The sequence below is a fragment of the Micromonospora sp. CNZ295 genome (assembly GCF_004217535.1).
In genome coordinates, this window is sequence record NZ_SHKZ01000001.1 from 5,602,345 (window position 1) to 5,624,521 (window position 22,177).

A 22,177-nucleotide genomic window follows, 5' to 3' on the forward strand; every position below is an offset into this window, starting at 1 on the left:
CCGGTGGCTGCCGTCCCGTGCCTGCCGCGCCCGGACGGGCGGCCCGCGACGGCGACGGGCCCCGGTGTCAGATCTCGTCGATCAGGTCGGCGACCGAGTCGACGATCCGCGACGGCCGGTACGGGTAGCGTTCGGCCTCGACGCGGCTGCTGATGCCGGTGAGCACGAGGATGGTCTCCAGCCCGGCCTCCAGCCCGCAGAGGATGTCCGTGTCCATCCGGTCACCGATCATCGCCGTGGTCTCCGAGTGGGCGTCGATGGTGTTCAGCGCCGACCGCATCATCATCGGGTTCGGCTTGCCGACGAAGTACGGCTCCACCCCGGTCGCCTTCGAGATCATCGCGGCGACCGAACCGGCGGCCGGCAGCGCGCCCTCGACCGACGGGCCGGTGGCGTCCGGGTTCGTGCAGATGAACCGGGCCCCGTCGTTGATCAGCCGGATCGCCTTGGTGATCGCCTCGAAGCTGTAGGTGCGGGTCTCCCCCAGCACCACGTAGTCCGGCGCGAAGTCGCTGAGCACGTAGCCGACCGCGTGCAGCGCCGTGGTCAGGCCGGCCTCCCCGATCACGTACGCGGTGCCGCCCGGCCGCTGGTCGGCCAGGAACTGCGCGGTCGCCAGCGCGGACGACCAGATCGACGACTCCGGCACGTCCAGCCCCATCCGGGCCAACCGGGCCTGCAGGTCCCGCGGGGTGTAGATGGAGTTGTTGGTCAGCACCAGGAACGGCTTGCCGGAGGCGCGCAGCCGGGCGATGAACTCCGGCGCGCCGGGCACCGGCTGGCCCTCGTGCACCAGCACGCCGTCCATGTCGGTGAGCCAACTCTCGACGGGCTTGCGGTCATGCATCTCGTCAACCCCCGGGGGTGTCGGGCCGCCGGGGCGGTCAGTTGGGGCGGCGGGCCGGGACGCAGCAGACCGACGGGCAGGTGTCCCACATCGGCAGCTCGCCGAGGCGCCGGCGCAGCGCCGCGCCGTCCGGGTCGGTGCGCTCGCGGACCAGTTCCCGCACCATCGCCACGAAGCGGGGATCGGTGCCGGGCGTGCCGGCGCGGACGAAGTCCAGGCCGACCTGCTTGGCCGTCTCAAGGGCCTCGGTGTCGAGGTCCCACACCACCTCGAGGTGGTCGGAGACGAAGCCGATCGGACTGACCACCACGCTGGTGACGCCCTGCCCGGGGAGGGTGGCCAGGTGGTCGTTGACGTCCGGTTCCAGCCACGGCACCTGCGGCGGCCCGGAGCGGCTCTGCCACACCAGGTCGTACGGCAGGTCCGGGGCGGCGGCCGCGTGCACCAGGCGGGCGGTCTCGGCCAGCTGGGCGGTGTACCGGCCGCCGTGCGGACCGGCGCTGGCCGCGGCCGACAGGGGAACCGAGTGGGCGACGAACACGATCCGGGTGCTGTCCCGCCGCGCGGGGTCGAGCTGGGCCAGCGCCGCCCGCACCGCGTCGGCGTGCGGCTCGACGAACCCCGGATGGTCCCAGAACTGCCGCAGCTTCTCGATGACCGGGGCGTCCGGGCCGACCGCGGCGCGGGCGGTCGCGATGTCCTCCTGGTACTGCCGGCAGGACGAGTAGCCGCCGAACGCGCTGGTCACGAACGCCAACGCCCGCTCGACGCCGTCGTCGCGCATCCGCGCCACGGTGTCGGCGAGCATCGGATCCCAGTTGCGGTTGCCCCAGTAGACCGGCAGGTCGACGCCGTTGGCGGCGAAGTCCTCCCGGACGGCGGCGAGCAGCTCGCGGCACTGCTGGTTGATCGGCGACACGCCGCCGAAGTGCAGGTAGTGCTCGGCGACCTCGGCCAGTCGCTCCGGCGGCACGCCCCGGCCCCGGGTCACGTTCTGCAGGAACGGCATCACGTCCTCGGGCCGCTCGGGCCCGCCGAAGGAAACCAGCACCACCGCGTCGTACGCCATGGTCCTATTCTTGCCCGCCGGCCGCGGCGGCCGGACGAGGCCCCCGGGTCCCGGGCGTCAGGAAGGGGCCCTTCCGCTACCGGAGGCGTTGCGAAGGGCCCTTCCTTACCCCTCAGGCGCCGATGGCGTGGTAGCCGCCGTCGACGTGGACGATCTCGCCGGTGGTGGCGGGGAACCAGTCGGACAGCAGCGCGAGGCAGGCCCGCGCGGCCGGCTCGGAGTCGGTGAGGCTCCAGCCCAGCGGCGCCCGCTCGGACCAGGCGTCCTCGAACTGCTCGAACCCGGGGATCGACTTGGCGGCGATGGTGCGCAGCGGCCCGGCCGCCACCAGGTTGCTCCGGATGCCCTTCGGGCCCAGGTGCAGCGCCAGGTACCGGCTCGCGGACTCCAGGCCGGCCTTGGCCACGCCCATCCAGTCGTAGACCGGCCACGCCTTGGCCGCGTCGAAGGTGAGCCCGACCACGGCCCCGCCCGGCGACATCAGCGGCAGCGCCGCCATCGCCAGCGACTTGTACGAGTACGTCGACACGTGCACGGCGGTGGCGACGTCCTCCCAGGGCGCGTCGAGGAAGCCGCCGCCGAGGCAGCTCTGCGGTGCGAACCCGATCGAGTGGACGACGCCGTCGAGGCCGTCGACGTGCTCCCGGACCCGGTCGGCGAGACCGGCAAGGTGGTCGCTGTTGGTCACGTCCAGCTCGATCACCGGCGCCGGCTCCGGCAGCCGCTTGGCGATCCGCTCGACCAGGGAGAGCCGGCCGTAGCCGGTGAGCACGACCTGCGCGCCGTTCTCCTGGGCGAGCCGCGCCACCGAGAAGGCGATCGAGGCGTCGGTGATGACCCCGGTGACCAGCAGCCGCTTGCCGGCGAGCAGTCCTGACATGTCTCCTCCGTGCTTGTTCAGTGACCCATGCCCAGGCCGCCGTCGACCGGGATGACGGCGCCGCTGATGTAGCCGGCGGCGTCGCTGGCCAACCAGGTGACCACAGCGGCCACCTCCTCCGGCGAGGCGAACCGGCCGGCCGGGATGGCCTTGCGGTACTCGGTCTTGCGGTCCTCGGGCAGCTCGGCGGTCATGTCGGTCTCGACGTAGCCGGGCGCGACCACGTTCGCGGTGATGTTGCGGCTGCCCAACTCCCGCGTGATCGACCGGGCGACGCCGACCAGACCCGCCTTGCTCGCCGCGTAGTTGACCTGCCCCGGACCGCCAAAGAGGCCGATCACCGACGAGATGAAGATCATGCGGCCCCACCGCGCCCGCAGCATCCGCGTCGACGCGCGCTTGGCGCACCGGAACGACCCGGTCAGGTTGGTGTCGACCACCCGGGTGAACTGCTCCTCGGTCATCCGCAGCAGCAGCGTGTCGTCGGTGACGCCGGCGTTGGCGACCAGCACCTCGACCGGGCCGAGCTCGGCCTCCACGGCGTCGAACGCCGCGTCCACCGAGGCGCTGTCGGTGATGTCGCACCGTACGCCGAAGAGGCCGTCCGGCACGCCGCTGCCGCGGTGGGTCACCGCCACCCGGTCGCCCTGCTTGGCGAAGGCCTGCGCGATGGCCAGACCGATTCCACGGTTGCCCCCGGTCACGAGCACGGTACGGGCCACGCTTCCCCCTCTGCTCAGCCGATCTCCACGTCGCGTCGGAGCCTAGGGGTTACCGACAGGTAAGCGCTAACCGCGGACACCTCGTACCGGGGTACGAGACGCGGGTCAACCCACGGGGGCACGACCCGCCGCGCGTACCGACGTAGCCTGCGGTGATGGCCCGACCGGACAGCGCCGCGCGGCTGGCCCTGCGCGACCTGGGCCGGCTCCTCGCCGGTCCCGACGCGCCGGCGCCGGCGGTCCGCTGGACCCGGTGGCGGCAGTTCCTCGTCCAGGCGGGCCTGCTCGCGGCGATCGGCCTCACCGTCGCCGCGGCCCAGTACCTCCAGGACACCCGGGGGCTGCCGGAGCCGTGGGCGCTCGCACTGGGTGTCGCCTCCACCGTCCCACCCGCGCTGGCCGTGCGCCGGCCGCTGTGGGCGTGGCGCGTCGGCTACCCGGCGCTCTTCCTCGGTGTGCTGGGCACCACCGTCGAGGAGCCGTGGCCCTGGAACCCGGTGCAGATCATCGGCTGGCTGCTCGTCCTCGTCGCCGTGGCGGCCCGGCGGGACACCGGCGTGGCGGCCTGGGCGGGTCTGCTCACGCTGCTACCGGTCTACCTGTTCGTCGCCGAGCGGGCGAACGCGCACGGCGTCACCGTCCTGGTGGTCATCCTGCTGGTGCTCGGCGACCAGATCCGGCGCCGCCGGCAGAGCCAGGCGGCCCTGGTCGAGCAGGCCGAGCTGAGCGAGCGGGAACGCGACCGCCGGGCGGTGCTGGAGGAGCGTGCCCGGATCGCCCGCGAACTGCACGACGTGGTGGCCCACCACATGTCGATGATCGCCGTGCAGGCGGAGAGCGCCCCCTACCGGCTCGGCGACCTGCCGGAGCCCACCCGCGCCGAGTTCACCGCCATCGCCGGCTCCGCCCGGGCCGCGCTGGCGGACATGCGTCGGCTGCTGGGCGTGCTGCGCAGCGCGGCGGAACCGTCGCCGGTGACACCGCAGCCCGGCCTGCCGGACGTGCCCGACCTGGTGGACACCGCCCGCCGCGCCGGCATGACCGTCACCCTGGCCACCGACCCGCCACCGGCCGTGCCCGCTCCGGTCGGGCTCGCCGCCTACCGGATCGTGCAGGAGGCGCTGGCGAACGCGGCCCGGCACGCGGCCGGCGCCGCGGTGCGCGTCACGCTCGGCGCGCACCGGCGGACCCTGACCGTACGGGTCGAGAACGATCCCGCCCCGGCCCGCCCGGTCGAGCGCGGGAGCGGGCACGGACTGACCGGCATGCGGGAACGGGCGTTGGCCCCCGGCGGTACGTTCGCCGCCGGGCACACGGCCGACGGCGGCTACGCGGTGCACGCCGAGTTGCCCTGGGACCACACGGAGGACGGGAACGGATGATCCGGGTACTGATCGTCGACGACCAGGCGATGGTCCGGCAGGGCTTCGGGGCGCTCCTCGCCGCCCAGCCCGACCTGCTCGTCGTCGGCGACGCCGCGGACGGCGCGCAGGCGGTCGCCGCGAGCCGCCGCCTGGACCCGGACGTGGTGCTGATGGACGTGCGGATGCCGGTGCTCGACGGCCTGGCGGCCACCCGGCAACTCCTCGGCGACCGGCCGGCCGACCGGCCGCGCGTGCTGATCCTCACCACGTTCGACCTGGACGACTACGTCTATGAGGCGCTGCGGGCCGGCGCGAGCGGCTTCCTGCTCAAGGACGCGCCCGCCGCCGACCTGGTGCACGCCGTGCGGGTGGTGGCCGCCGGTGACGCGCTGCTCGCGCCCGCCGTCACCAGGCGGCTGATCGCCGAGTTCGCCGCCCGTCCCGACCGGCGGCGCCCCCGCCCCACCGCCCTGGCCGCGTTGACTCCCCGGGAGACCGAGGTGCTGCGGCTGATCGCCCGGGGCCGGTCGAACACCGAGATCGCCGCCGACCTGGTGGTCGCCGAACAGACCGTCAAGACCCACGTCGGCCGGATCCTCGCCAAGCTCCACCTGCGCGACCGCGCCCAGGCCGTGGTCCTCGCGTACGAGACGGGTCTGGTGGCCGCCGGCGAGTGACCCCCCGGTACGGGGTCGGGAACCCCGCTCGGGGGTGACGCCGCGGCGCCGGCGCCCCGCGCACGCTGCCCACCGCAGGATCTCGCGGAGGGAGAACGGCGATGCGGTGGAGCGGCGTGGTCCGGGTCGCGCTGGCGGCGGTGCTCGGCACCGGGCTGGTCGTCCCGGCCCGACCCGGCCCGGACCCGGTGACCGGCTACGTCGAGGCGTACCCGGTGACGGCGGCGGCGATGCGCGCGGCCGGTCCCCCGTACGACGGGTGGGCGCGGCAGGGGCGGCGGTTCCTGGCCTTCGACCCGCGCGGCGACGGCCGGGCCGTGGAGGTCGTCGGCGACCTGGCCGCCGCGGACCGGATCGCGGTCCTGGTGCCCGGGGTGGGCAGCACGGTGCGCGACTTCGACCGGGGGCTGGGCGGGATCGCCCGGCGGGCCCCCGGGCGGCAGGCCCGCGACGTGCACGCCGCGGTGCGGGCGGCGGAGCCGGGGGCGCGGGTGGCCGTACTGGCCTGGCTCGGCTATGACCCGCCCGACCGGGCGTTCGGTGCGGCCGGTGCGGCCAGCGCCCGGCGTGGCGGCGCGGCCCTGGCCGGCCTGCTGCGCACGCTGGCCGCGCACCGGCCCCGGGCGCGGATCACGCTGATCGGGCACAGCTACGGCGCGCTGGTCGTGGGCCACGCCGCCGTCGGCGCGCCGCCGCAGGTGACCGACCTGGTGACCCTCGGCGGCGTCGGCGCCGGCGTGGACCGGGCGGACCAGCTCGACGGCGTGCGGTTCTGGGCGGCCGAGGCGGCGACGGACTGGATCCGCCGGGTACCCCAGGTACGCCTGCCCGGCCTGGGGCACGGCACCCGGCCCGGCGACCCCGCCTTCGGGGCGCGGCCACTGCCCGTCGCCGGGGTCACCGGCCACGACGGCTACCTGGCGCCGGGTGGCCCGACACTGGACGCGGTCGCGTCGGTGGTGCTCACCGGCACGACGGAGCCGGCGGGAGCCGCCCGGTGAGCGGCCCCGGCGGGCCGCGCGACGCCGCCGTCGACGGGCTCCGGGCGTACGCGGTGGCCGGCGTGGTGCTCGGCCACTGGCTGGTCACCGGCCTGGTGCTGACCTCCGACGGCTCGTTGACGCAGGCCAGCCCGCTGGCCGCGATGCCCGGCCTCGCCCCCGCCACCTGGGCGTTCCAGACCATCGGCCTGTTCTTCTTCGCCGCCGGGTACGCCTCGGCCCGCTCGGCGTCCCGGGCGTCGGGAGGCCGCGCGTGGCTGGCCCGCCGGCTGGGCCGGCTGGTGCTGCCGGCGGTGGCCCTGCTCGGCGCCGGGTCCGCCGTGCTGCTCGCCGCCATCGTGGCGGGCACCCCGGACGCGACCCTCACGGTGGCGCTCACGCTGGCGGTCAGTCCGCTGTGGTTCCTGGCGCCGCTGCTGGTGCTGGTGACGCTGACCGGTCCGCTGCGGGCCGCCCTGCGCCGGTGGGGACCGGGGCGCTGCGCGGCCCCCGCCGTCGGCGTGGTGGCCGTGGCCGACCTGATGGCCCGCCTGACCGACGTCGAGCCGGCGCCGGTCGGGGTGCTGGCCGCCTGGGCGGTGCCCTACCTGCTCGGACTGGCCCACGCCGACGGCCGACTGCCCGGCCGGCCGTACGGGCCCCGGCTGGCCGCCGCCGGGGCGGCCGGGCTCGCCGCGCTCGTGGCGCTGGGCTACCCGGTCAGCGCCGTCGGCGTACCGGGCGCCGGGGTGTCCAACCTGAACCCGCCCACGCTGCTGGCGGTGGCGCTCGCCGTGACCCAGGTGGGCCTGGGGCTGACCGTCCGACCGGCGCTGGCCCGCGTGCTGAGCCGGCGACTGCCCGGGCGGCTGGCCGGCGCGGTCAACCGGGACGCGGTCCGGATCTGGCTCTGGCACCAGCCGGTGCTCGTCGGCGTCGCGGTGCTGCTCGGCCGCGCCGGGGTCGCGCTGCCCGGCCTGCACACCGCCCCGGCCGACCCGGCCTGGATCGCCGCGCGGCTCTGCTGGCTGCCGCTGCTGGCGGCCGTCCTGCTGGCGCTGGTCCGCCGGCCGGATCGGCCGATCGGGCGAGTGCGGACGCCGCGCTCGGCGGGTGTACGATGATCCCGTTTGCGAGCCGGTCGTTCGGCTCGTGTCTTCCGGGCCCCGCCGACCGCTGGAGGTGATCGCTGTGCGAGATAGCGATCCTCCCAGTCGTGGCCGGGCCGACCGTCAGCCCCGCTGAGCCCCACCGCGCCAGCCCCGGCTGACCAGCCCCGCTCCTCCGCGCCACCGACCCGGCCACCGGCCGGGCGGAGCACCGGTGCGCGGCCGGAGCCGCCCGGTCACGACTTCGTGTGTGCGTACTGACCCACCCTCGCGGGCCGCCCCGTGCCCGCGCCCAGCCGCCACCGGAGCCGATCCCATGAGCCGTTACGTCGCACCGCTGGGTTTCACCCTCGCCGCCGTCTGGGTGGCCGTCCTCTTCGTGCTGGCCGGCGGCGGCCACTGAGCCCCGCCGGCCCCACCGCCGGCCGTCTCCGTCGCCCGCGGCGCCCCGGTCAGAGGATCCGGGACGACCACAGCAGGCTCGTCGCCCCGGCGCAGAGCGCGAACAGCAACGCGATCCCGGCGTACCACTGGGTGATCTCGCGCGGTTCGGTCCGGAACCCGATCGACGAGCCCATGTCCTGGTAGACCTGCTTCAGCTCGGTCACCGAGGCCGCCTCGTAGAAGTACCCCTCGGTCGTCTCCGCCAGCTCCGCCAGGGCGAGGCGGTCCACCGGGACCCGCTGGAGCTGGCCGCCGATGTCCACCTGGCCGCCGTCGGTGCCGAACGCGATGGTCGAGACCGGCACGTTGGCCGCCTGCGCCGCCGCCGCGGCCTCCTCCACCGACCGGCCCGACGTGCGGTAGCCGTCGGAGAGCAGCACGATCCGCGCCGGCGGGATCCCGGCCGCCCCGTCGGCCGGGACCGCCCGGATCGCCTCCAGACAGGTGAACACCGCCTCCCCGGTCGCCGTGGACTCGGCCAGCACCAGGCCGTCGATGGCGGTCACCACGGCCTGCCGGTCCTTGGTCGGGGACACCAGCACGTTGGCGGCCTTGGCGAACGAGACCAGCCCGAGGTTGTAGCTCTCCGGCAGCTCGTCGACGAACTGCTTCGCCGCCTCCTGGGCCGCCTCCAGCCGGTTCGGCGCCACGTCGTCGGCCTGCATCGACAGCGACACGTCGACGGCCAGCATGACGGTGGCCCGTTCCAGCGGCTCCCGGGTGTCGACCGCCGGCCGGGCCAGGGCGGAGGCCAGCACCAGCAGGCACAGCAGGAACGCGGTCGCCGGCACGTGCCGACGCCAGCCCAGGCCCTTCGGCGCGAGGGTACGCAACAGGTCCACGTTGGTGAAGCGCATCGCGTACGCCCGGCGGTGCAGCTGCCGCCACACGTAGAGCGCGGCGAGGGCGAGCACCGGCAGCACGGCCAGCAGCCACCACGGTTGCAGAAAACGGATCATCGCGTTGTCCCCCGGGTGCGGGCGTGCCGCTGCGCGGCGACGAAACGCACCATGTCCAGCAGCCAGTCTCGGTCGGTGCGCAGTCGTAGGTGGGCGGCGCCGGCGGCGCGCAGCGCGGTGGAGATCTCCGTCCGCTGGGCCGCGGCCGCCTCGGCGTAGCGGTGGCGCAGCCGCGGGTCGGCGGTCTGCACCTCGTGCAGCTGCCCGGTCTCCGGGTCGACCACCGGCAGCACGCCCACGTCGGGCAGTTCCAGCTCGCGCGGATCGACCACCTCGACGGCCAGCACGTCGTGGCGTACCCGCAGCTTGCGCAGCGGGCGGGCCCACTGCTCGGTCGGGGCCAGGAAGTCGGAGACGACCACCGCCACGCCCCGCCGGCGCGGCGGCCGGTTGAGCATGTCGACGAGGACGCCGAGGTCGCCCCGCCCGGGGCGGATCTCGGTGCCGGCGACCGCCCGCACCAGGCCCTGCGCCTCCTTGCGGCCGGACCGGGCCGGCAGCCGGGTGAACTCGCCGGGCCCGGGCACCGGCCGCCGGCGCCACCGGCCACCGCCGGCCGCCTCGCTGCCGGTGCCGATCACCGCGCCGATGCGGTTGCCGCCCCGCACGGTCAGGTGGGTCAGCGCCGCGACGGCGGCCACCACCACGTCCCGCTTGAGCCACCGGCCGGTCCCGAAGTCGAGGCTGGCCGAGAGGTCCACCGCCAGCCAGGTCTCCAGCTCCCGGTCGGCCACCGTACGCCGGACGTGCGGCATGGTCGTCCGGGCCGTGACCGGCCAGTCCATCCGCCGCACGTCATCCCCCGGCCGGTACTCGCGCGACTCGCCCGCCTCGCTGCCGGGCCCGGGCAGCAGGCCGACGTAGTCGCCCTGGAGCAGGCCGTCGAGCTTGCGGGTGACGAGCAGTTGCAGCCGGGACAGGACGGCTTCGGTGCGGTCGTGGGGGGCGGCGTCGGGGGATCGGCGGGTGGGTGGGGTCACGGCCGCTGCCCGGGCCACCCGGCGCCCGCAGGCGGAGCGGCCGGTGTGGCGTTCTGCCGGGGCGCGACCGACGGCAGCGGGATGGTGGCCATCACCCGCTGGACGACGTGGTCGGCCGGCACGTCGTCGGCGAGCGCGTCGTAGCTCAGCACGAGCCGGTGGCGCAGGATGTCGGGCGCGATGTCCTGTACGTCCTGCGGCAGCGCGTAGTCCCGGCCGCGCAGCAGTGCCAGGGCCCGGGTGGCCCGGACCAGGCCGAGCGAGGCGCGCGGGCTGGCACCGTACTGGATCAGCTGGGCGACGTCCGGCATGCCGTGCTCGGCCGGGGTCCGGGTGGCCAGCACCAGCCGGACCGCGTAGTCGACCAGCGCGTTGTGGACGAAGACCTGGTCGGCCTTGCGCTGCAGCGCGACCAGGTCGGCGGTGGTGAACACCGGCGTGGGCTCCGGCGGGGCGACGCCCATCCGGTAGACGATCTCCCGCTCCTCGGCGTCGGTCGGATACCCGACGATGATCTTCATGAGGAACCGGTCCCGCTGCGCCTCCGGCAGCGGGTAGACGCCCTCCTGTTCGATCGGGTTCTGGGTGGCCATGACGAGGAACGGGTCCGGCACCCGGTGCGTCTCGCCGCCGATCGAGACCTGCCGCTCGCTCATCACCTCCAGCAGCGCCGACTGCACCTTCGCGGGCGCCCGGTTGATCTCGTCGGCGAGCAGGAAGTTGACGAACACCGGCCCCAACTCGACGTCGAACTTCTCGCTCGACTGCCGGTAGATCCGGGTGCCCATGATGTCCGCCGGAACCAGGTCGGGCGTGAACTGCACGCGCGCGAACGACCCGCCGACGACCTTGGCGAGGGTCTCCACGGCCAGCGTCTTGGCCACGCCCGGAACGCCCTCCAGCAGGCAGTGGCCCCGCGAGAGCAGCGCGACGACCATCCGCTCGACCATCCGGTCCTGCCCGACGATCACCCGCTTGATCTCGAACAACGCGCGCTCCAGCAGCGTCGCGTCCTCGGCCGGCGTGGTCGCCGGGGCGGGTGTCTCCGGGCCCGACCCGTTCGGGGTCGTGGCGTCGGGCGTGGTCGGCTGGGCCACCGGTCCTCCACAGCATGATCGGTTGTCGGGCGTGGTGCGTAACAAGACTGACATGCCCGGCTGCGTACCGAGGCGGCGAGAACCCGAATTCCGCCACGCCGTCCGCTTTGCCGAATCGCCGGTGCGGGGTGGACAGCGACGGGTGTTCCGCGTGTACCATTCACCCCGTCGCCGGGCGGCTCCCCCCGTGGCCGCCCGGCGCTCATCTCTCTTGTCTCCCGCCACCCTAGACTGGCCGGGATGGACGCCCCCGCACCCGACGCCCTGGTCTGCTCGGCCCGTGGCTGCCGCGCCCCCGCCGAGTGGGCGCTGCGGTGGAACAATCCCCGCCTGCACGACGCCGCGCGGCGCAAGACCTGGCTGGCCTGCGCCGAGCACCGCACCACGCTCGGCGAGTTCCTCGACGTACGGGGCTTCCTACGCGAGGTGGTCCCGGTCGCCGGATCGCCTACCCTCGAATCGTGAGCGCGCACAACGGATTCCCGCGGTGACCGGCGACGACCGGCTCGGGCCGGCTCCGGCACCGTCCGGCCCACCACCCGCCGACCGGCCGCCGGTGGATCCGCCCGCCGGTCCGCCGCCCGGTCCGCTGGAGCCGTGGCCGGAGACGGTCCGCTGGCAGTCCGTCTCGGCGGACCTGATCTGGGTCGAGCTGCTCCGGCTGGCGGCGCTGCTCGTCGTCGTGGCGGCCGGGCTCGCCGTGGCCTGGGCGGTCAGCGGCAGCGGTCTGTTCGGCGTGGCGCTGGCCGGCGTGGCCCTGCTGGGCGTGCTGCGCACCGTCGCCATCGTCCGGGCCGTGCACGCCTGGGGGTACGCCGAACGCGAGGACGACCTGCTGGTCCGGCACGGCCTGCTGATCCGGCGGCTGTCCATCGTCCCGTACTCGCGGATGCAGTTCGTCGACGTCAGCGCCGGCCCGCTGGAGCGCGCGTTCGACCTGGCCACCGTCCAGCTGCACACCGCCGCGGCGGCCAGCGACGCCCGGGTGCCGGGCCTGCGTCCGGCGGAGGCCTCCCGGCTACGGGACCGGCTCACCGCGCTCGGCCGCGACCGCGCGGAGGGCTTGTGAGCGATCCTGCCGCGCGGGGCCCGGACGGGGTCCGGCCCTCCGTCCCGGAGCCGCCCCCTGGCCCCTACCCGCCCGCCGGGCCACCACCACCCGCGGGCGCTCCGCCCGCGGGGCCCGGGGCGTCGCCCGGCGGGCCGCCGGCACACCCGCCACTCGCGCAGCCGGCACACCCGCCCGCCGGCCCGTACCCGCCGCCGGTCGCCGCGCCGCCACACGCCGGCCCACCCGGGTACCCGCCGCACGGCGGCGCGCAACCCCAGCCGCCCCACCCCGGCCCGCAGCACCCGCCGCCCCACCCCGGCCCGCAGCACCCGCCGTATCCGGGCGCGCCCGGGCACCCGTACCCGTACGGCCCGGCGTACCCGTACGGCGCTCCCCGTCCGCCGGGCGGGCCACCCGGCGGGGTCGAGCCCCGGCAGCGGCTGCACCCGCTCTCGCCCGCCCTGCACGGCGCCAAGTCGCTGGTCGTGGTCATCGCCGGGCTCTCCTGGTCGACGCTGAACCGGGTGGGCTTCGGGTGGTTCGCGGCGCTGGCGGCGCTGCTCGCGCTCGGCGCCACCGTGCTCGCCGTGGTCAGCTGGTACTTCACCGGCTACCACGTGGTCGGCCGCGAGCTGCGGGTGTACGAGGGCCTGCTCTGGCGGCGCACCCGGGCCATCCCGCTGGAACGGCTCCAGGCCGTGGAGGTGGTCCGGCCGCTGCTCGCCCAGCTCACCGGGCTGGCCGAGCTGCGGCTTGAGGTGGTCGGCGGCGGCAAGACCGAGGCGCCGCTGGCCTACCTGAGCGTGGCGGACGCGAACGCCCTGCGGCAGCGCCTGCTCGCCCTGGCCGGCCGGGCCCCGGCGGGCGCACCCGTCGGCCCCTCCGCGCCCGGCACCGCCCCGGCACCCGGCACCGCGCCGGCACCGAGCATCGAGGCCGTCCCGCCCGGCCGGCCGCTGCACGCGGTACGGAACGAGGACCTGCTGCTCAGCCAGCTGCTCACCCCGCAGGCGTTCATGATCCCGTTCGGCGTGGCGTTCGTGGCCGCGCAGTTCCTCTCCGAGGGCTCCTGGTCGTTCGTCGCGGTCGCGAGCACGCTGACCGCCATGGCCGGCGTGCTGCTGCAACCGATCCGCCGGGTGCTCGACGACTGGAACTTCCGGCTGGCCCGCGACGCCGAGACCCTGCGGGTACGCAACGGGCTGCTGGAGACCCGGGCGCAGACCGTGCCGCTGCACCGGGTGCAGACGGTCCGCGCGACCTGGCCGCTGCTGTGGCGGATGAAGGGGTGGCTGCGGCTGCGGCTGGAGGTGGCCGGCTACGCGGTCGGCGAGGCCGACGAGCGCAACCGCCCGGACCGGCTGCTGCCGGTCGGCGACCTGCCCACCGCCGAGGCGATCCTCGCCGAGGTGCTGCCCGGCGTGCGCCTCGACCACCTGCCACTGACCACGCCGCCGTCCCGCGCCCGCTGGCTGAACCCGCTCAGCCGCCAGGTGCTCGGCGCCGGGCTGCACGAGCGGGTGTTCGCCGTCCGCTCCGGCCTGCTCACCCGCCAGGTGGTCGTCGTGCCGTACGCCCGGATCCAGAGCGTGCGGGTCGTGCAGGGACCGGCGCAGCGGCGGCTGGGGCTGGCGACGGTGCACGCCGACACCGCCGGCGGCGCCGGTGCCGCCGCGCACGACCGGGACGTGACCGAGGCGTGGGCGCTGGCGGCGGACCTGACGGCCCGCGCGCACGCCGCCCGCCGGGCCGGCTGAGGTTCACCCGGCGCGGCCGGGCCTGGCGGTCAGCGCGGGCACCGCATCCTCGGCCGGTGCGGCGGCGTCCTCCCCCGCGGCCCGGTCCGGCGCGCGCCGCGCGCGCCGGGCGGCCCACCAGCGCTCGGCCAGGCCGACGACGAGGAAGGCCATCCCGACGTACGCCCAGCCGACCAGGACGTCGATCACGTAGTGCTCGCCGCAGTAGACCAGCGTGAACGTCATCGCGAGGGGGTACGCGAGCAGCAGCGGCCACCATCGCTTCCGGGTGGCGCGGAGGAAGAAGAGCACCACGAACAGGGCGAACGCGGTGTGCAGCGACGGCATCGCGGCGACCGGGTTCGAGGCGATCTGGCCGGCGTTGAGCAGGTTGCCCGCGCCGTGCAGCCCGAAGGCCTTCCAGCCCCGGGTGGAGATCCGCGCGACCTCCTCCAGCAGCCCGTTCTGCGCCGCCCACCACGGCGGGGCGGCCGGGTAGAGGAAGTACGTCACGAGGCCGGTGGCGCAGAGGAACCCCCAGCGGCGCATGAAGGCCGCCCACCGCCCCCGGTCCCGCAGCCACAGCACCGCGGCGGCGGCCAGCGCCACCACGAAGTGCGAGAAGTACACCCAGCTCGCCAGCACGTCCCACCAGCGCACGTCGGGCTGGTAGAGGTGCTGCTGGAGCCAGACCGTGGGCACCTGCCCGTCGGTGGCCCAGCCGAACATGACCCGGTCGGCGACGATCAGTTCGTACGCGTGCGGCACCGCCCCGTTGTCGGCGAAGCCGCGGGACAGGTTGTAGGCGACGAGGAGCAGCACGACCGGCAACCAGTCCCGGGCGAACCGCAGGTGGCTGCGCCACGGCCGGGCGGAGTTCCAGGCGACCGTGGCCGCCCAGATCCACAGGAACGCGTACGCCGGGTCGGTGGGCAGGCCGATGGCGAGCCAGCCGGCGACGAAGGCGACACCCCAGGCGGTCATCGCGACCACACGGCGGCGGCCGCCGTCGGCCACCGGGGGCGGGCCGGTCGGGGCGGGGGGCTGGGGGTCGGTCGCGACAGACATCGCGGTCAAGGTTAACGGCGGTCGCCGCGGCGGCCGACGCAGGACCGAGCGGGCGGTTCGGCGCTGGCGTGGCCCGCCGGTGGCAAAGCACTTAGGCTGTGGCCATGCAGGAGCAGCCCTTCGCGCCCGGGTTGACCGCCCGGGTCGAGCTGACCGTCACCGACGCCGACACCGCGCAGGCGGTCGGCTCCGGGGACGTGCCGGTGCTGGGCACGCCCCGGGTCCTCGCGCTGGCCGAGGCGGCGACCGTCGCGGCGACCACCGTCCAGATGCCGAGCGGCTGGACGACGGTCGGCGTGCGGGTCGAGCTGGAGCACCGGGCCGCCACCCCGGTCGGCCGCACCGTCGCGGCGCTGGCCCGGCTGACGAAGGTCGACGGGCGGCGGCTGCTGTTCGAGGTGTCCGTCACCGAGGGTGACGAGACCGTCGCCGAGGGCCGGGTGGAGCGGCTGCTGGTCGACCGGCAGCGCTTCCTGGAGCGCGCCGCCCGGGCGTCATGAACGGCCACTTCATCGAGGTCGCCGACCGCGTCCACGTGCTGTGCGAGCCGCTGCTGCGAGTCAACGTCACGCTGGTCGTCGGCGACGGCGAGGCGCTGCTCGTCGACACCCTCTCCACCGCCGGCCAGGCGGCCGAGCTGGCCGAGGCGGCCCGGGCGGTCACCCCGCACCCGTGGACGGTGGTGAACACGCACCACCACTTCGACCACTGCTTCGGCAACGCCACGCTGGCCGGCGACCCGCCCCGGCCGGTGTACGCGCACGAGCTGGCCGCCGCCGCGATGCGCGACCCGGAGCGCCTGCGCCGGGAGGCGTACGAGGAGGTGCGCGAGGAGCTGCCCGCCCTCGCCGCCGAGCTGTCCGGCACCGAGCTGCTCGCCCCGACGCACACGGTGCACACCGAGGAGGTGCTCGACGTCGGCGGGCGGCGGGTGGTCCTGCGGCACCCGGGCCGGGGGCACACCGCCGCGGACCTGGTGGTGCACGTGCCCGACGCCGACGTGCTGGTCGCCGGTGACCTGGTGGAGCAGAGCGGCCCGCCGGCGTTCGAGGAGTCGTACCCCCTGCAGTGGCCGGAGGCGGTCGCCGACCTGCTGCGGATGACCACGCCCGCCACGGTGGTCGTCCCCGGGCACGGCGACGTGGTGGACGTCGACTTCGTACGCGCCCAGCACGCCGAGCTCAGCGACCTGGCGTGGCTGATCCGTGCCGGCCACACCGGCGGCGCGCCCCCGGAGCGGGTGGCGGCGGAGGCCCCCTTCGGCGCCCGCCCCGCCCTGATCGCCGCCCGCCGCGGCTACGCCACCCTGACCAACACCCTGTAACTCCCCACCCCGCTTTCCCGTCGATCTTGCACCGTCTGCCCTCGATTCGCGGCCTCAGGTCCGGTTGGTCGGGGCAGGAAAGTGCACGATCGCGGCTGGGTGGGGTGGTGTTGAGCACGTTGGTGAGGCCGGGGACGGAGGTGGGGCTAGGGTCACGCGGGCAGAGGGGACCGAAACCGGGGGACTTGGCATGCGCACCGCTTCGTCGACCGCGACGGCAACGACGCCGACGGAGCGGCCGGACGGCACGGCCGGCGGGGGCCTCGGGCTGCTGATCCTGCTCGGCGCGATCACCGCGATCGGACCGCTGTCGCTCGACATGTACCTGCCGGCGTTCCCGGCGATGACCCGCGACCTCGACGCCGGCCAGGCGCAGATCCAACTCTCCCTGACCACATGCCTGGTCGGGCTGGCCCTCGGGCAGTTCGTCACCGGCCCGCTCAGCGACCGGTGGGGCCGGCGCCGCCCGGCGCTGGTCGGCCTCGGGGCGTACGCCCTGCTGGCCCTGGCCTGTGCCGCGGCGCCGAGCGCCCCGGCGCTCGCCGCGGTCCGGTTCGCCCAGGGCTTCGCCGGCGGCATGGGCGCGGTGGTGGCGCGGGCCGTCGTCCGCGACCTGTACTCGGGCCGCGCCGCGGCGAAGTACTTCTCCCGGCTCACCCTGGTCTTCGGCCTCGCCCCGATCGCCGCGCCCGCCGTCGGCAGCCTGGTGCTGCGGTTCGGGTCCTGGCGGGCCGTGTTCGTCACCCTCGCCGTCATCGGCGCGCTGCTCACCGTCGCGGTGGCCGCCCGGTTGCCGGAGACGCTGCCCGCGCACCGGCGCAGCACCGGCGGGCTCGGCGGGACCGCCCGGGCGCTGCGCGCGCTGCTCGCCGACCGGGTCTACCTGGGATACACGCTCACCCAGGGGCTGGCGTTCGCCGGGCTGTTCGCGTACATCTCCGGCTCGTCGTTCGCCTTCCAGGACGTGTTCGGGCTTTCGGCGGGGACGTTCAGCCTGCTGTTCGGCCTCAACGCGCTGGCGTTCGTGGTGGTCGGGCAGGTCAACGCGCGGCTGCTGGACCGGTTCGAGCCGCGGACCCTGCTGGTCGGGACGCTGGTGGTGGGCACGCTGGCCGCGGCCGGCGTGCTCACCGGGGCGCTCACCGCGGGCGTGGTGGTCGTCGCGGCGGCACTGCTGGTCTTCGTCGGTTCGCTCGGCATGGTGATGCCGAACGGCACCGCCCTCGCCCTGGACCGGCACGCGAACCACGCCGGCACCGCGGCCGCGCTGATGGGCGCCCTGCAGTCGGTGATCGGCTCGCTCGCCGCACCGCTGGTCGGGCTGGGCGGCGAGGGCAGCGCCGTCCCGATGGCGGCGGTGCTGGCGGCCTCGGCCGCGCTCTCGCTCACCGCCGTGCTCACCCTGGCGCGCCCCGGCCGGTCCTGACCCGGCCCGCTCAGCCGGCGAAGCGGCGGATCACCTCCGCCCTGGTGGGCATGGCCGTGGCACCGCCCGGCGACTCGCAGACCAGCCCGGCGACGCGCAGCGCGTACGCCACCCGCTCGTGCCAGCCCTCGGGCGCCACGGGCTCACCGTCGGCGAGCAGGTCCGCGACGAGCGCGGCCATCACCGAGTCACCCGCGCCGGTGGCGTCCACCGCGCTGACCTTGGGCGCCGGGACGCGTACCGGATCCCCGCCGGCGGGGGCGACCACCGCGCCCTGGTCGCCCAGCGTGACCACCACGGTCGCGGCCCCCAGTTCGCGCAGGTACGCGGCCACGCCCTCGACCGGCTCGGTGGGGTACAGCAGTTTGGCGTCGGCGCTGCTCAACTTGACCAGGTGCGCGCCGGCGGCGAACTCGGCCACCACGCCCCGCAGATCGTCCAGCGCCTGCGGGCCGGTCAGCAGGCGGGGACGGACGTTCGGGTCGAACACCCGCAGCCCGGCCGCGAGGGACCAGGCGCGGCGGGCGGCGGCCAGGGTCGCCGGGTACAGCAGGACGATCGAGCCGCAGTAGAGCACGTCGGCGCCCGCGACCAGGTCGGCGTCCAGGTCCTCGGCGGTGAGCAGCGCGTACGAGCGGGGCTCGCCGTAGAAACGGAAGTCCGGCTCGGGGCCGGTGTAGGTGGCCACCGCGAGGGCGGTCGGCGCCGGGACGGTGACCGCCCCGGCCAGCCCGACACCGGCGCCGGCGAGGAGACCCCGGATCCGGGTGGCGAGGGCGTCGTCGCCCAGCGAGCCGACGAACTCCACGGCACCGCCCAACCGGGCCACGCCGACCGCCACGTTCAGCGGCCCGCCGCCGACCGCCTGCCGGTAGACCGGCTCGCCGTCGTACTCGGTGTCGAGAAGGTCGACGAGCGCCTCGCCCAGCACCACCGCGTATCCCATGCAGACACGGTAACCGCTGGCGAGCAAGGGCCCCTCGGTAACGCTGGCGGTAGCGCACGGGCTCCCGCGCACCGTCCCAGCCGCCTGGGCGCGGCAATCAGCACATCGAGCAACGGCTATTGCATGGGGCGCGGCGCCGTGATGGGATGGCGGTTGCCGGGCGGCCCGGGGGCTGCCGCGCCGCCGGCACGGGCATCCACGCGAGGGCACCGGTCCGCAGGGACGGACCGCAGGGCGCGCGTGCCCTCCTCTCCCGCGCACGCCGCCGACCGTCGTGTCCGCTCGTCGCAGCGGGGCCGGCCGAACGCCACCCCGCGCGTCACCCGCGGGGTCGTACGCGCCCCGCGAGTCAGGAGTTCCCGTGTCCTACCGTTCCAGAACGGCCGCGCTGCTCACCGCGGCCGCGACCCTCCTCGTGGGCGCCGTGACGCTCACCGCCGGACCCGAACCGGCCGCGGCGCACGGCGCCGCGATGGTCCCCGGCAGCCGCACCTTCCTGTGCTGGAAGGACGGCCTGTCCCCCACCGGTGAGATCCGGCCGAACAACCCCGCCTGCTCCGCCGCCGTCGCCCAGAGCGGGGCGAACTCCCTCTACAACTGGTTCAGCGTGCTGCGTTCGGACGCCAACGGCCGCACGGTCGGCTTCATCCCCGACGGCCAACTGTGCAGCGGCGGCAACACCGGGTTCCGCGGCTACGACCTCGCCCGCACCGACTGGCCGCTGACCCACCTGACCGCCGGCCGGACGATGGAGTTCCGGTACAGCAACTGGGCACACCACCCGGGCACCTTCTACTTCTACGTCACGAAGAACACCTGGAGCCCGACCCGGGCGCTGGCCTGGAGCGACCTGGAGGAGCAGCCGTTCCTGACCGTCACCAACCCGCCGCAGCGCGGCGCGGTCGGCACCAACGACGGGCACTACTACTTCACCGGGACGCTGCCGGCCAACAAGAGCGGCCGGCACATCATCTACTCGCGCTGGGTCCGCTCGGACAGCCAGGAGAACTTCTTCGGCTGCTCGGACGTGACCTTCGACGGCGGCAACGGTGAGGTGACCGGGATCGGCTCCGGCGGCACCACGCCGCCACCGAACACCACGCCCCCGCCCAACCCGACCACCCCGCCGCCGAACCCCACGACCCCGCCGCCGAACCCGACCACGCCGCCGCCGCACAGCGGTGACTGCATGGCGGTCTACAAGGTGGTCAACTCCTGGTCGGGCGGCTTCCAGGGTGAAGTCGAGATCATGAACCACACCAGCTCGACCTGGTCGGGATGGACGGCGAACTGGACCTGGCCCAGCGGCCAGTCGATCACCCAGGTCTGGAACGGCACCCACACCGGTTCCGGGTCGTCGGTGACGGTGACCAACGTGTCGTACAACGGCACGCTGGCACCCGAGGGAAGAACCACGTTCGGCTTCCTCGCGAACGGCAGCAGCGCACTGCCCACGGTCACCTGCACCGGCCGCTGACCGGCGCACATGAAGGAGGGGCCCCTGGCGTCGTCCAGGGGCCCCTCCGCACAGCTCAGCGGACCATGCTCCCGACGACCGGCTTCGTCAGCAGGGCCGACTGGTTGCGCTGGATGCCCGGGTCGAGGGTCTTGGCCACGAAGATCGCGTGCCAGATGCAGAAGATGAGCACCGTCCAGACCTTGCGGGAGTGGTCGGCCTCCTCCCGCTTGTGCTCCTCCAGCAGCCGCAGCGCGTACGACAGGTCGAGCAGGTCGCCGGCCCCGGAAGTGGCCAGCACGTGCCGGGCCCACTCGTACATCTCGCCGCGCAGCCACACCCGCGTCGGGGTCGGGAAGCCGAGCTTCTTCCGGTTGACGATGGCCGGGGGCACCACACCCTGCAGCGCCTGACGCATCGCGTACTTGGTGGCGTCGGAGCGCGGCGGCAGCTTCAGGTCCACCGGGATCGTCGACGCCACCTCGAACACCTCGCGGTCGAGGAACGGCACCCGCACCTCCAGCGAGTGCGCCATCGAGATCCGGTCGGCCTTGACCAGGATGTCACCCCGCAGCCAGGTGTAGAGGTCGACGTACTGCATCCTGGTCACGTCGTCGAGCTCGGTGCACTCGGCGTAGATCGGGGCGGTGACGTCGGTGTAGCGCACCGACGGGTCGTAGCGGCGCAGCAGGTGCTGCTTCTCCTCCTCGGTGAACATCCGGGCGTTGCCGTAGTAGCGCTCCTCGATGGGGGTGGTGCCGCGCTCGAGGAAGCTCTTGCCCTTGACGCCCTGCGGGATCGCCTTCGACACCGCCCGCAGGCCCTTCTGCACCCCGCCGGGCAGGCCGTTGACGGCGCTCAGCGACAGCGGCTCGCGGTAGATCGTGTAACCGCCGAAGAACTCGTCGGCGCCCTCACCGGAGAGCACCACGGTGACGTGCTCGGCGGCCTTCTTCGCCACGAAGTAGAGCGGCACCAGCGCCGGGTCGGCGACCGGGTCGTCCAGGTGCCAGACGATCTTCGGCAGCGCCTCCATCATGTCCTGTGGCCCGATCTTGGTCGGGATGGTGGTGACGTCGAGGTGGCGGGCCGACTCCTGGGCGACGTCGATCTCGGAGTAGCCGGCGACGTCGTAGCCCACGGTGAAGGTCAGGATGTTCGGGTTGAACTCGCGGGCCAGGGCGACCACCGCGGTGGAGTCGATGCCGCTGGACAGGAACGAGCCGACCGGGACGTCGGAGCGCATGTGCATCCGGACGCTCTCCCGCAGCGTCTCCCGGATCTCGTGGTACAGCTTCTGCTCGTCGGGCACCGGCGCGGGCCGGAACACCGGCCGGTACCACCGGCGGACGTCGATCCGCCCGCCCGGCGTCCAGGTCAGGTACTCCCCCGAGCCGATCCGGCGGATCCCCTGGTGCAGGGTGCCCGGCTCCGGCACGTACTGAAGCGTCAGGTAGTGGCTGAGGTTGGCCGTGTCGATGCCGGCGTCACCGGCGTAGTTGGCCGGCGCGAACGGCAGCAGCGCCTTCTTCTCCGAGGCGAGGTAGAGACCGTCGGCGGTCTCCAGGTAGTGCAGCGGCTTGATGCCGAAGTAGTCGCGGCCGCCGAACGCGCGCCGCTCCTGCCGATCCCAGATGACGAACGCGAACATGCCGCGCAGCCGGGTGAGCACCTGCTCGCCCCAGTAGTGGTAGCCGGCGACGATCACCTCGCCGTCCCCGGCGGTGGCGAACTGCGCCCCGAACTCCCGGGCCAGCTCCTCGCGCAGCTCGATGTAGTTGTAGATCTCGCCGTTGAACGTCAGCAGGTAACGCCCGTTGGCGTAGGGCAACGGCTCGTGGCTGGAGGCCACGTCGATGATCGCCAACCGCTTGTGGGCGAACACCCCGTCCGCGTACCGGCCGGACGCGTCGCCGACCACCTCGACCCCGGTCTCGTCGGGGCCACGGTGGTGCAGGCATTCCAACGCCCCGGCGATGTGGTCGCGGTGGGCCGCGGCATCGCCGCGCGCGCTGAAGAAGGCCAGGAGTCCGCACATGGTC

General features: G+C 74.8%; 22 protein-coding genes. 12 read left to right on the forward strand and 10 right to left on the reverse strand.

What is annotated here, in order from left to right:
• Window positions 1-67: 67 nt before the first annotated feature.
• The 4 genes from EV376_RS26105 to fabG form a co-directional block, all read right to left on the reverse strand.
• On the reverse strand, window positions 68-847 hold the full coding sequence (locus EV376_RS26105; RefSeq protein WP_130327468.1) for an HAD-IIA family hydrolase: 780 nt from the start codon (window positions 845-847) through the stop codon (window positions 68-70).
• A gap of 37 nt (window positions 848-884) precedes the next feature.
• Window positions 885-1,916, reverse strand: coding sequence for a ferrochelatase (locus EV376_RS26110; protein ID WP_130327470.1), 1,032 nt, complete (start codon window positions 1,914-1,916; stop codon window positions 885-887).
• A 112-nt stretch (window positions 1,917-2,028) separates the two neighbouring features.
• Window positions 2,029-2,796: an enoyl-ACP reductase FabI gene (fabI, locus tag EV376_RS26115; RefSeq protein ID WP_130327472.1), complete on the reverse strand. Its 768-nt coding sequence runs from the start codon at window positions 2,794-2,796 to the stop codon at window positions 2,029-2,031.
• Window positions 2,797-2,813: 17 nt separating this feature from the next.
• Window positions 2,814-3,518 (reverse strand): 3-oxoacyl-ACP reductase FabG, encoded by a 705-nt coding sequence (fabG, locus tag EV376_RS26120; protein WP_130327474.1) that lies wholly within the window; start codon window positions 3,516-3,518, stop codon window positions 2,814-2,816.
• Window positions 3,519-3,673: 155 nt separating this feature from the next.
• Here fabG and EV376_RS26125 point away from each other — a divergent pair, with 155 nt between their 5' ends.
• From EV376_RS26125 to EV376_RS30360, 5 genes are all read left to right on the forward strand, one after another.
• Window positions 3,674-4,900: a histidine kinase gene (locus EV376_RS26125; RefSeq protein ID WP_130327476.1), complete on the forward strand. Its 1,227-nt coding sequence runs from the start codon at window positions 3,674-3,676 to the stop codon at window positions 4,898-4,900.
• Window positions 4,897-5,559: a response regulator transcription factor gene (locus EV376_RS26130; RefSeq protein WP_130327478.1), complete on the forward strand. Its 663-nt coding sequence runs from the start codon at window positions 4,897-4,899 to the stop codon at window positions 5,557-5,559. The genes EV376_RS26125 and EV376_RS26130 overlap by 4 nt, the downstream gene beginning before the upstream one ends.
• Window positions 5,560-5,660: 101 nt before the next feature.
• On the forward strand, window positions 5,661-6,560 hold the full coding sequence (locus EV376_RS26135) for an alpha/beta hydrolase (RefSeq protein WP_130327480.1): 900 nt from the start codon (window positions 5,661-5,663) through the stop codon (window positions 6,558-6,560).
• Window positions 6,557-7,663 carry an acyltransferase family protein gene (locus EV376_RS26140; RefSeq protein WP_130327482.1) on the forward strand — a complete coding sequence of 369 codons (1,107 nt, stop codon included), beginning with the start codon at window positions 6,557-6,559 and terminating at the stop codon, window positions 7,661-7,663. Before EV376_RS26135 ends, EV376_RS26140 begins: the two co-directional genes overlap by 4 nt.
• Window positions 7,664-7,898: 235 nt before the next feature.
• The gene (locus EV376_RS30360; RefSeq protein ID WP_165437928.1) at window positions 7,899-8,051 is read left to right on the forward strand and encodes a hypothetical protein; all 153 of its coding nucleotides are present in this window, start codon (window positions 7,899-7,901) and stop codon (window positions 8,049-8,051) included.
• A gap of 49 nt (window positions 8,052-8,100) precedes the next feature.
• On the opposite strand, the gene EV376_RS26145 is transcribed toward EV376_RS30360, so the two are convergent.
• Genes EV376_RS26145 through EV376_RS26155 form a run of 3 tightly spaced genes read right to left on the reverse strand, consistent with a single transcriptional unit; the run spans window position 8,101 to window position 11,128 of the window.
• Window positions 8,101-9,051 carry a VWA domain-containing protein gene (locus EV376_RS26145; RefSeq protein ID WP_130327484.1) on the reverse strand — a complete coding sequence of 317 codons (951 nt, stop codon included), beginning with the start codon at window positions 9,049-9,051 and terminating at the stop codon, window positions 8,101-8,103.
• A complete protein-coding gene (locus tag EV376_RS26150; RefSeq protein WP_130327486.1) occupies window positions 9,048-10,049 on the reverse strand; it encodes a DUF58 domain-containing protein in 1,002 nt (333 codons plus the stop codon). Before EV376_RS26150 ends, EV376_RS26145 begins: the two co-directional genes overlap by 4 nt.
• Entirely contained in the window at window positions 10,028-11,128 is a 1,101-nt protein-coding gene (locus EV376_RS26155; protein ID WP_130327488.1) for an AAA family ATPase, read from the reverse strand. The genes EV376_RS26150 and EV376_RS26155 overlap by 22 nt, the downstream gene beginning before the upstream one ends.
• Before the next feature lie 240 nt (window positions 11,129-11,368).
• Between EV376_RS26155 and EV376_RS26160 the strand changes: the two genes are divergently transcribed.
• From EV376_RS26160 to EV376_RS26170, 3 genes are all read left to right on the forward strand, one after another.
• The gene (locus EV376_RS26160; RefSeq protein ID WP_130327490.1) at window positions 11,369-11,593 is read left to right on the forward strand and encodes a hypothetical protein; all 225 of its coding nucleotides are present in this window, start codon (window positions 11,369-11,371) and stop codon (window positions 11,591-11,593) included.
• A 22-nt stretch (window positions 11,594-11,615) separates the two neighbouring features.
• Window positions 11,616-12,197 carry a PH domain-containing protein gene (locus tag EV376_RS26165; RefSeq protein ID WP_130327492.1) on the forward strand — a complete coding sequence of 194 codons (582 nt, stop codon included), beginning with the start codon at window positions 11,616-11,618 and terminating at the stop codon, window positions 12,195-12,197.
• Between the two features lie 422 nt (window positions 12,198-12,619).
• Window positions 12,620-13,936, forward strand: a complete 1,317-nt coding sequence (locus EV376_RS26170) for a PH domain-containing protein (protein WP_130328875.1) — start codon at window positions 12,620-12,622, stop codon at window positions 13,934-13,936.
• A gap of 3 nt (window positions 13,937-13,939) precedes the next feature.
• Here EV376_RS26170 and EV376_RS26175 read toward each other — a convergent pair whose 3' ends face one another.
• Entirely contained in the window at window positions 13,940-14,983 is a 1,044-nt protein-coding gene (locus tag EV376_RS26175; protein WP_130327494.1) for a phosphatase PAP2 family protein, read from the reverse strand.
• Between the two features lie 104 nt (window positions 14,984-15,087).
• On the opposite strand from EV376_RS26175, the gene EV376_RS26180 reads away from it, so the two are divergent.
• The 3 genes from EV376_RS26180 to EV376_RS26190 all read left to right on the forward strand — a co-directional run bounded on the left by EV376_RS26180 (window position 15,088) and on the right by EV376_RS26190 (window position 17,733).
• Window positions 15,088-15,483 carry a thioesterase, FlK family gene (locus EV376_RS26180; protein ID WP_130327496.1) on the forward strand — a complete coding sequence of 132 codons (396 nt, stop codon included), beginning with the start codon at window positions 15,088-15,090 and terminating at the stop codon, window positions 15,481-15,483.
• Window positions 15,480-16,307, forward strand: a complete 828-nt coding sequence (locus tag EV376_RS26185; RefSeq protein WP_130327498.1) for an MBL fold metallo-hydrolase — start codon at window positions 15,480-15,482, stop codon at window positions 16,305-16,307. The genes EV376_RS26180 and EV376_RS26185 overlap by 4 nt, the downstream gene beginning before the upstream one ends.
• Before the next feature lie 190 nt (window positions 16,308-16,497).
• Complete coding sequence (locus EV376_RS26190) at window positions 16,498-17,733, forward strand: multidrug effflux MFS transporter (protein WP_130327500.1); 1,236 nt, start codon at window positions 16,498-16,500, stop codon at window positions 17,731-17,733.
• 10 nt (window positions 17,734-17,743) lie between these two features.
• On the opposite strand, the gene EV376_RS26195 is transcribed toward EV376_RS26190, so the two are convergent.
• Entirely contained in the window at window positions 17,744-18,679 is a 936-nt protein-coding gene (locus EV376_RS26195; RefSeq protein WP_130327502.1) for a PfkB family carbohydrate kinase, read from the reverse strand.
• 361 nt (window positions 18,680-19,040) lie between these two features.
• On the opposite strand from EV376_RS26195, the gene EV376_RS26200 reads away from it, so the two are divergent.
• On the forward strand, window positions 19,041-20,156 hold the full coding sequence (locus EV376_RS26200; RefSeq protein ID WP_130327504.1) for a lytic polysaccharide monooxygenase: 1,116 nt from the start codon (window positions 19,041-19,043) through the stop codon (window positions 20,154-20,156).
• A gap of 55 nt (window positions 20,157-20,211) precedes the next feature.
• Here the strand turns inward: EV376_RS26200 and asnB are convergent, their stop codons facing one another.
• Entirely contained in the window at window positions 20,212-22,173 is a 1,962-nt protein-coding gene (gene asnB, locus EV376_RS26205) for an asparagine synthase (glutamine-hydrolyzing) (protein ID WP_130327506.1), read from the reverse strand.
• Between the last annotated feature and the right edge of the window lie 4 nt (window positions 22,174-22,177).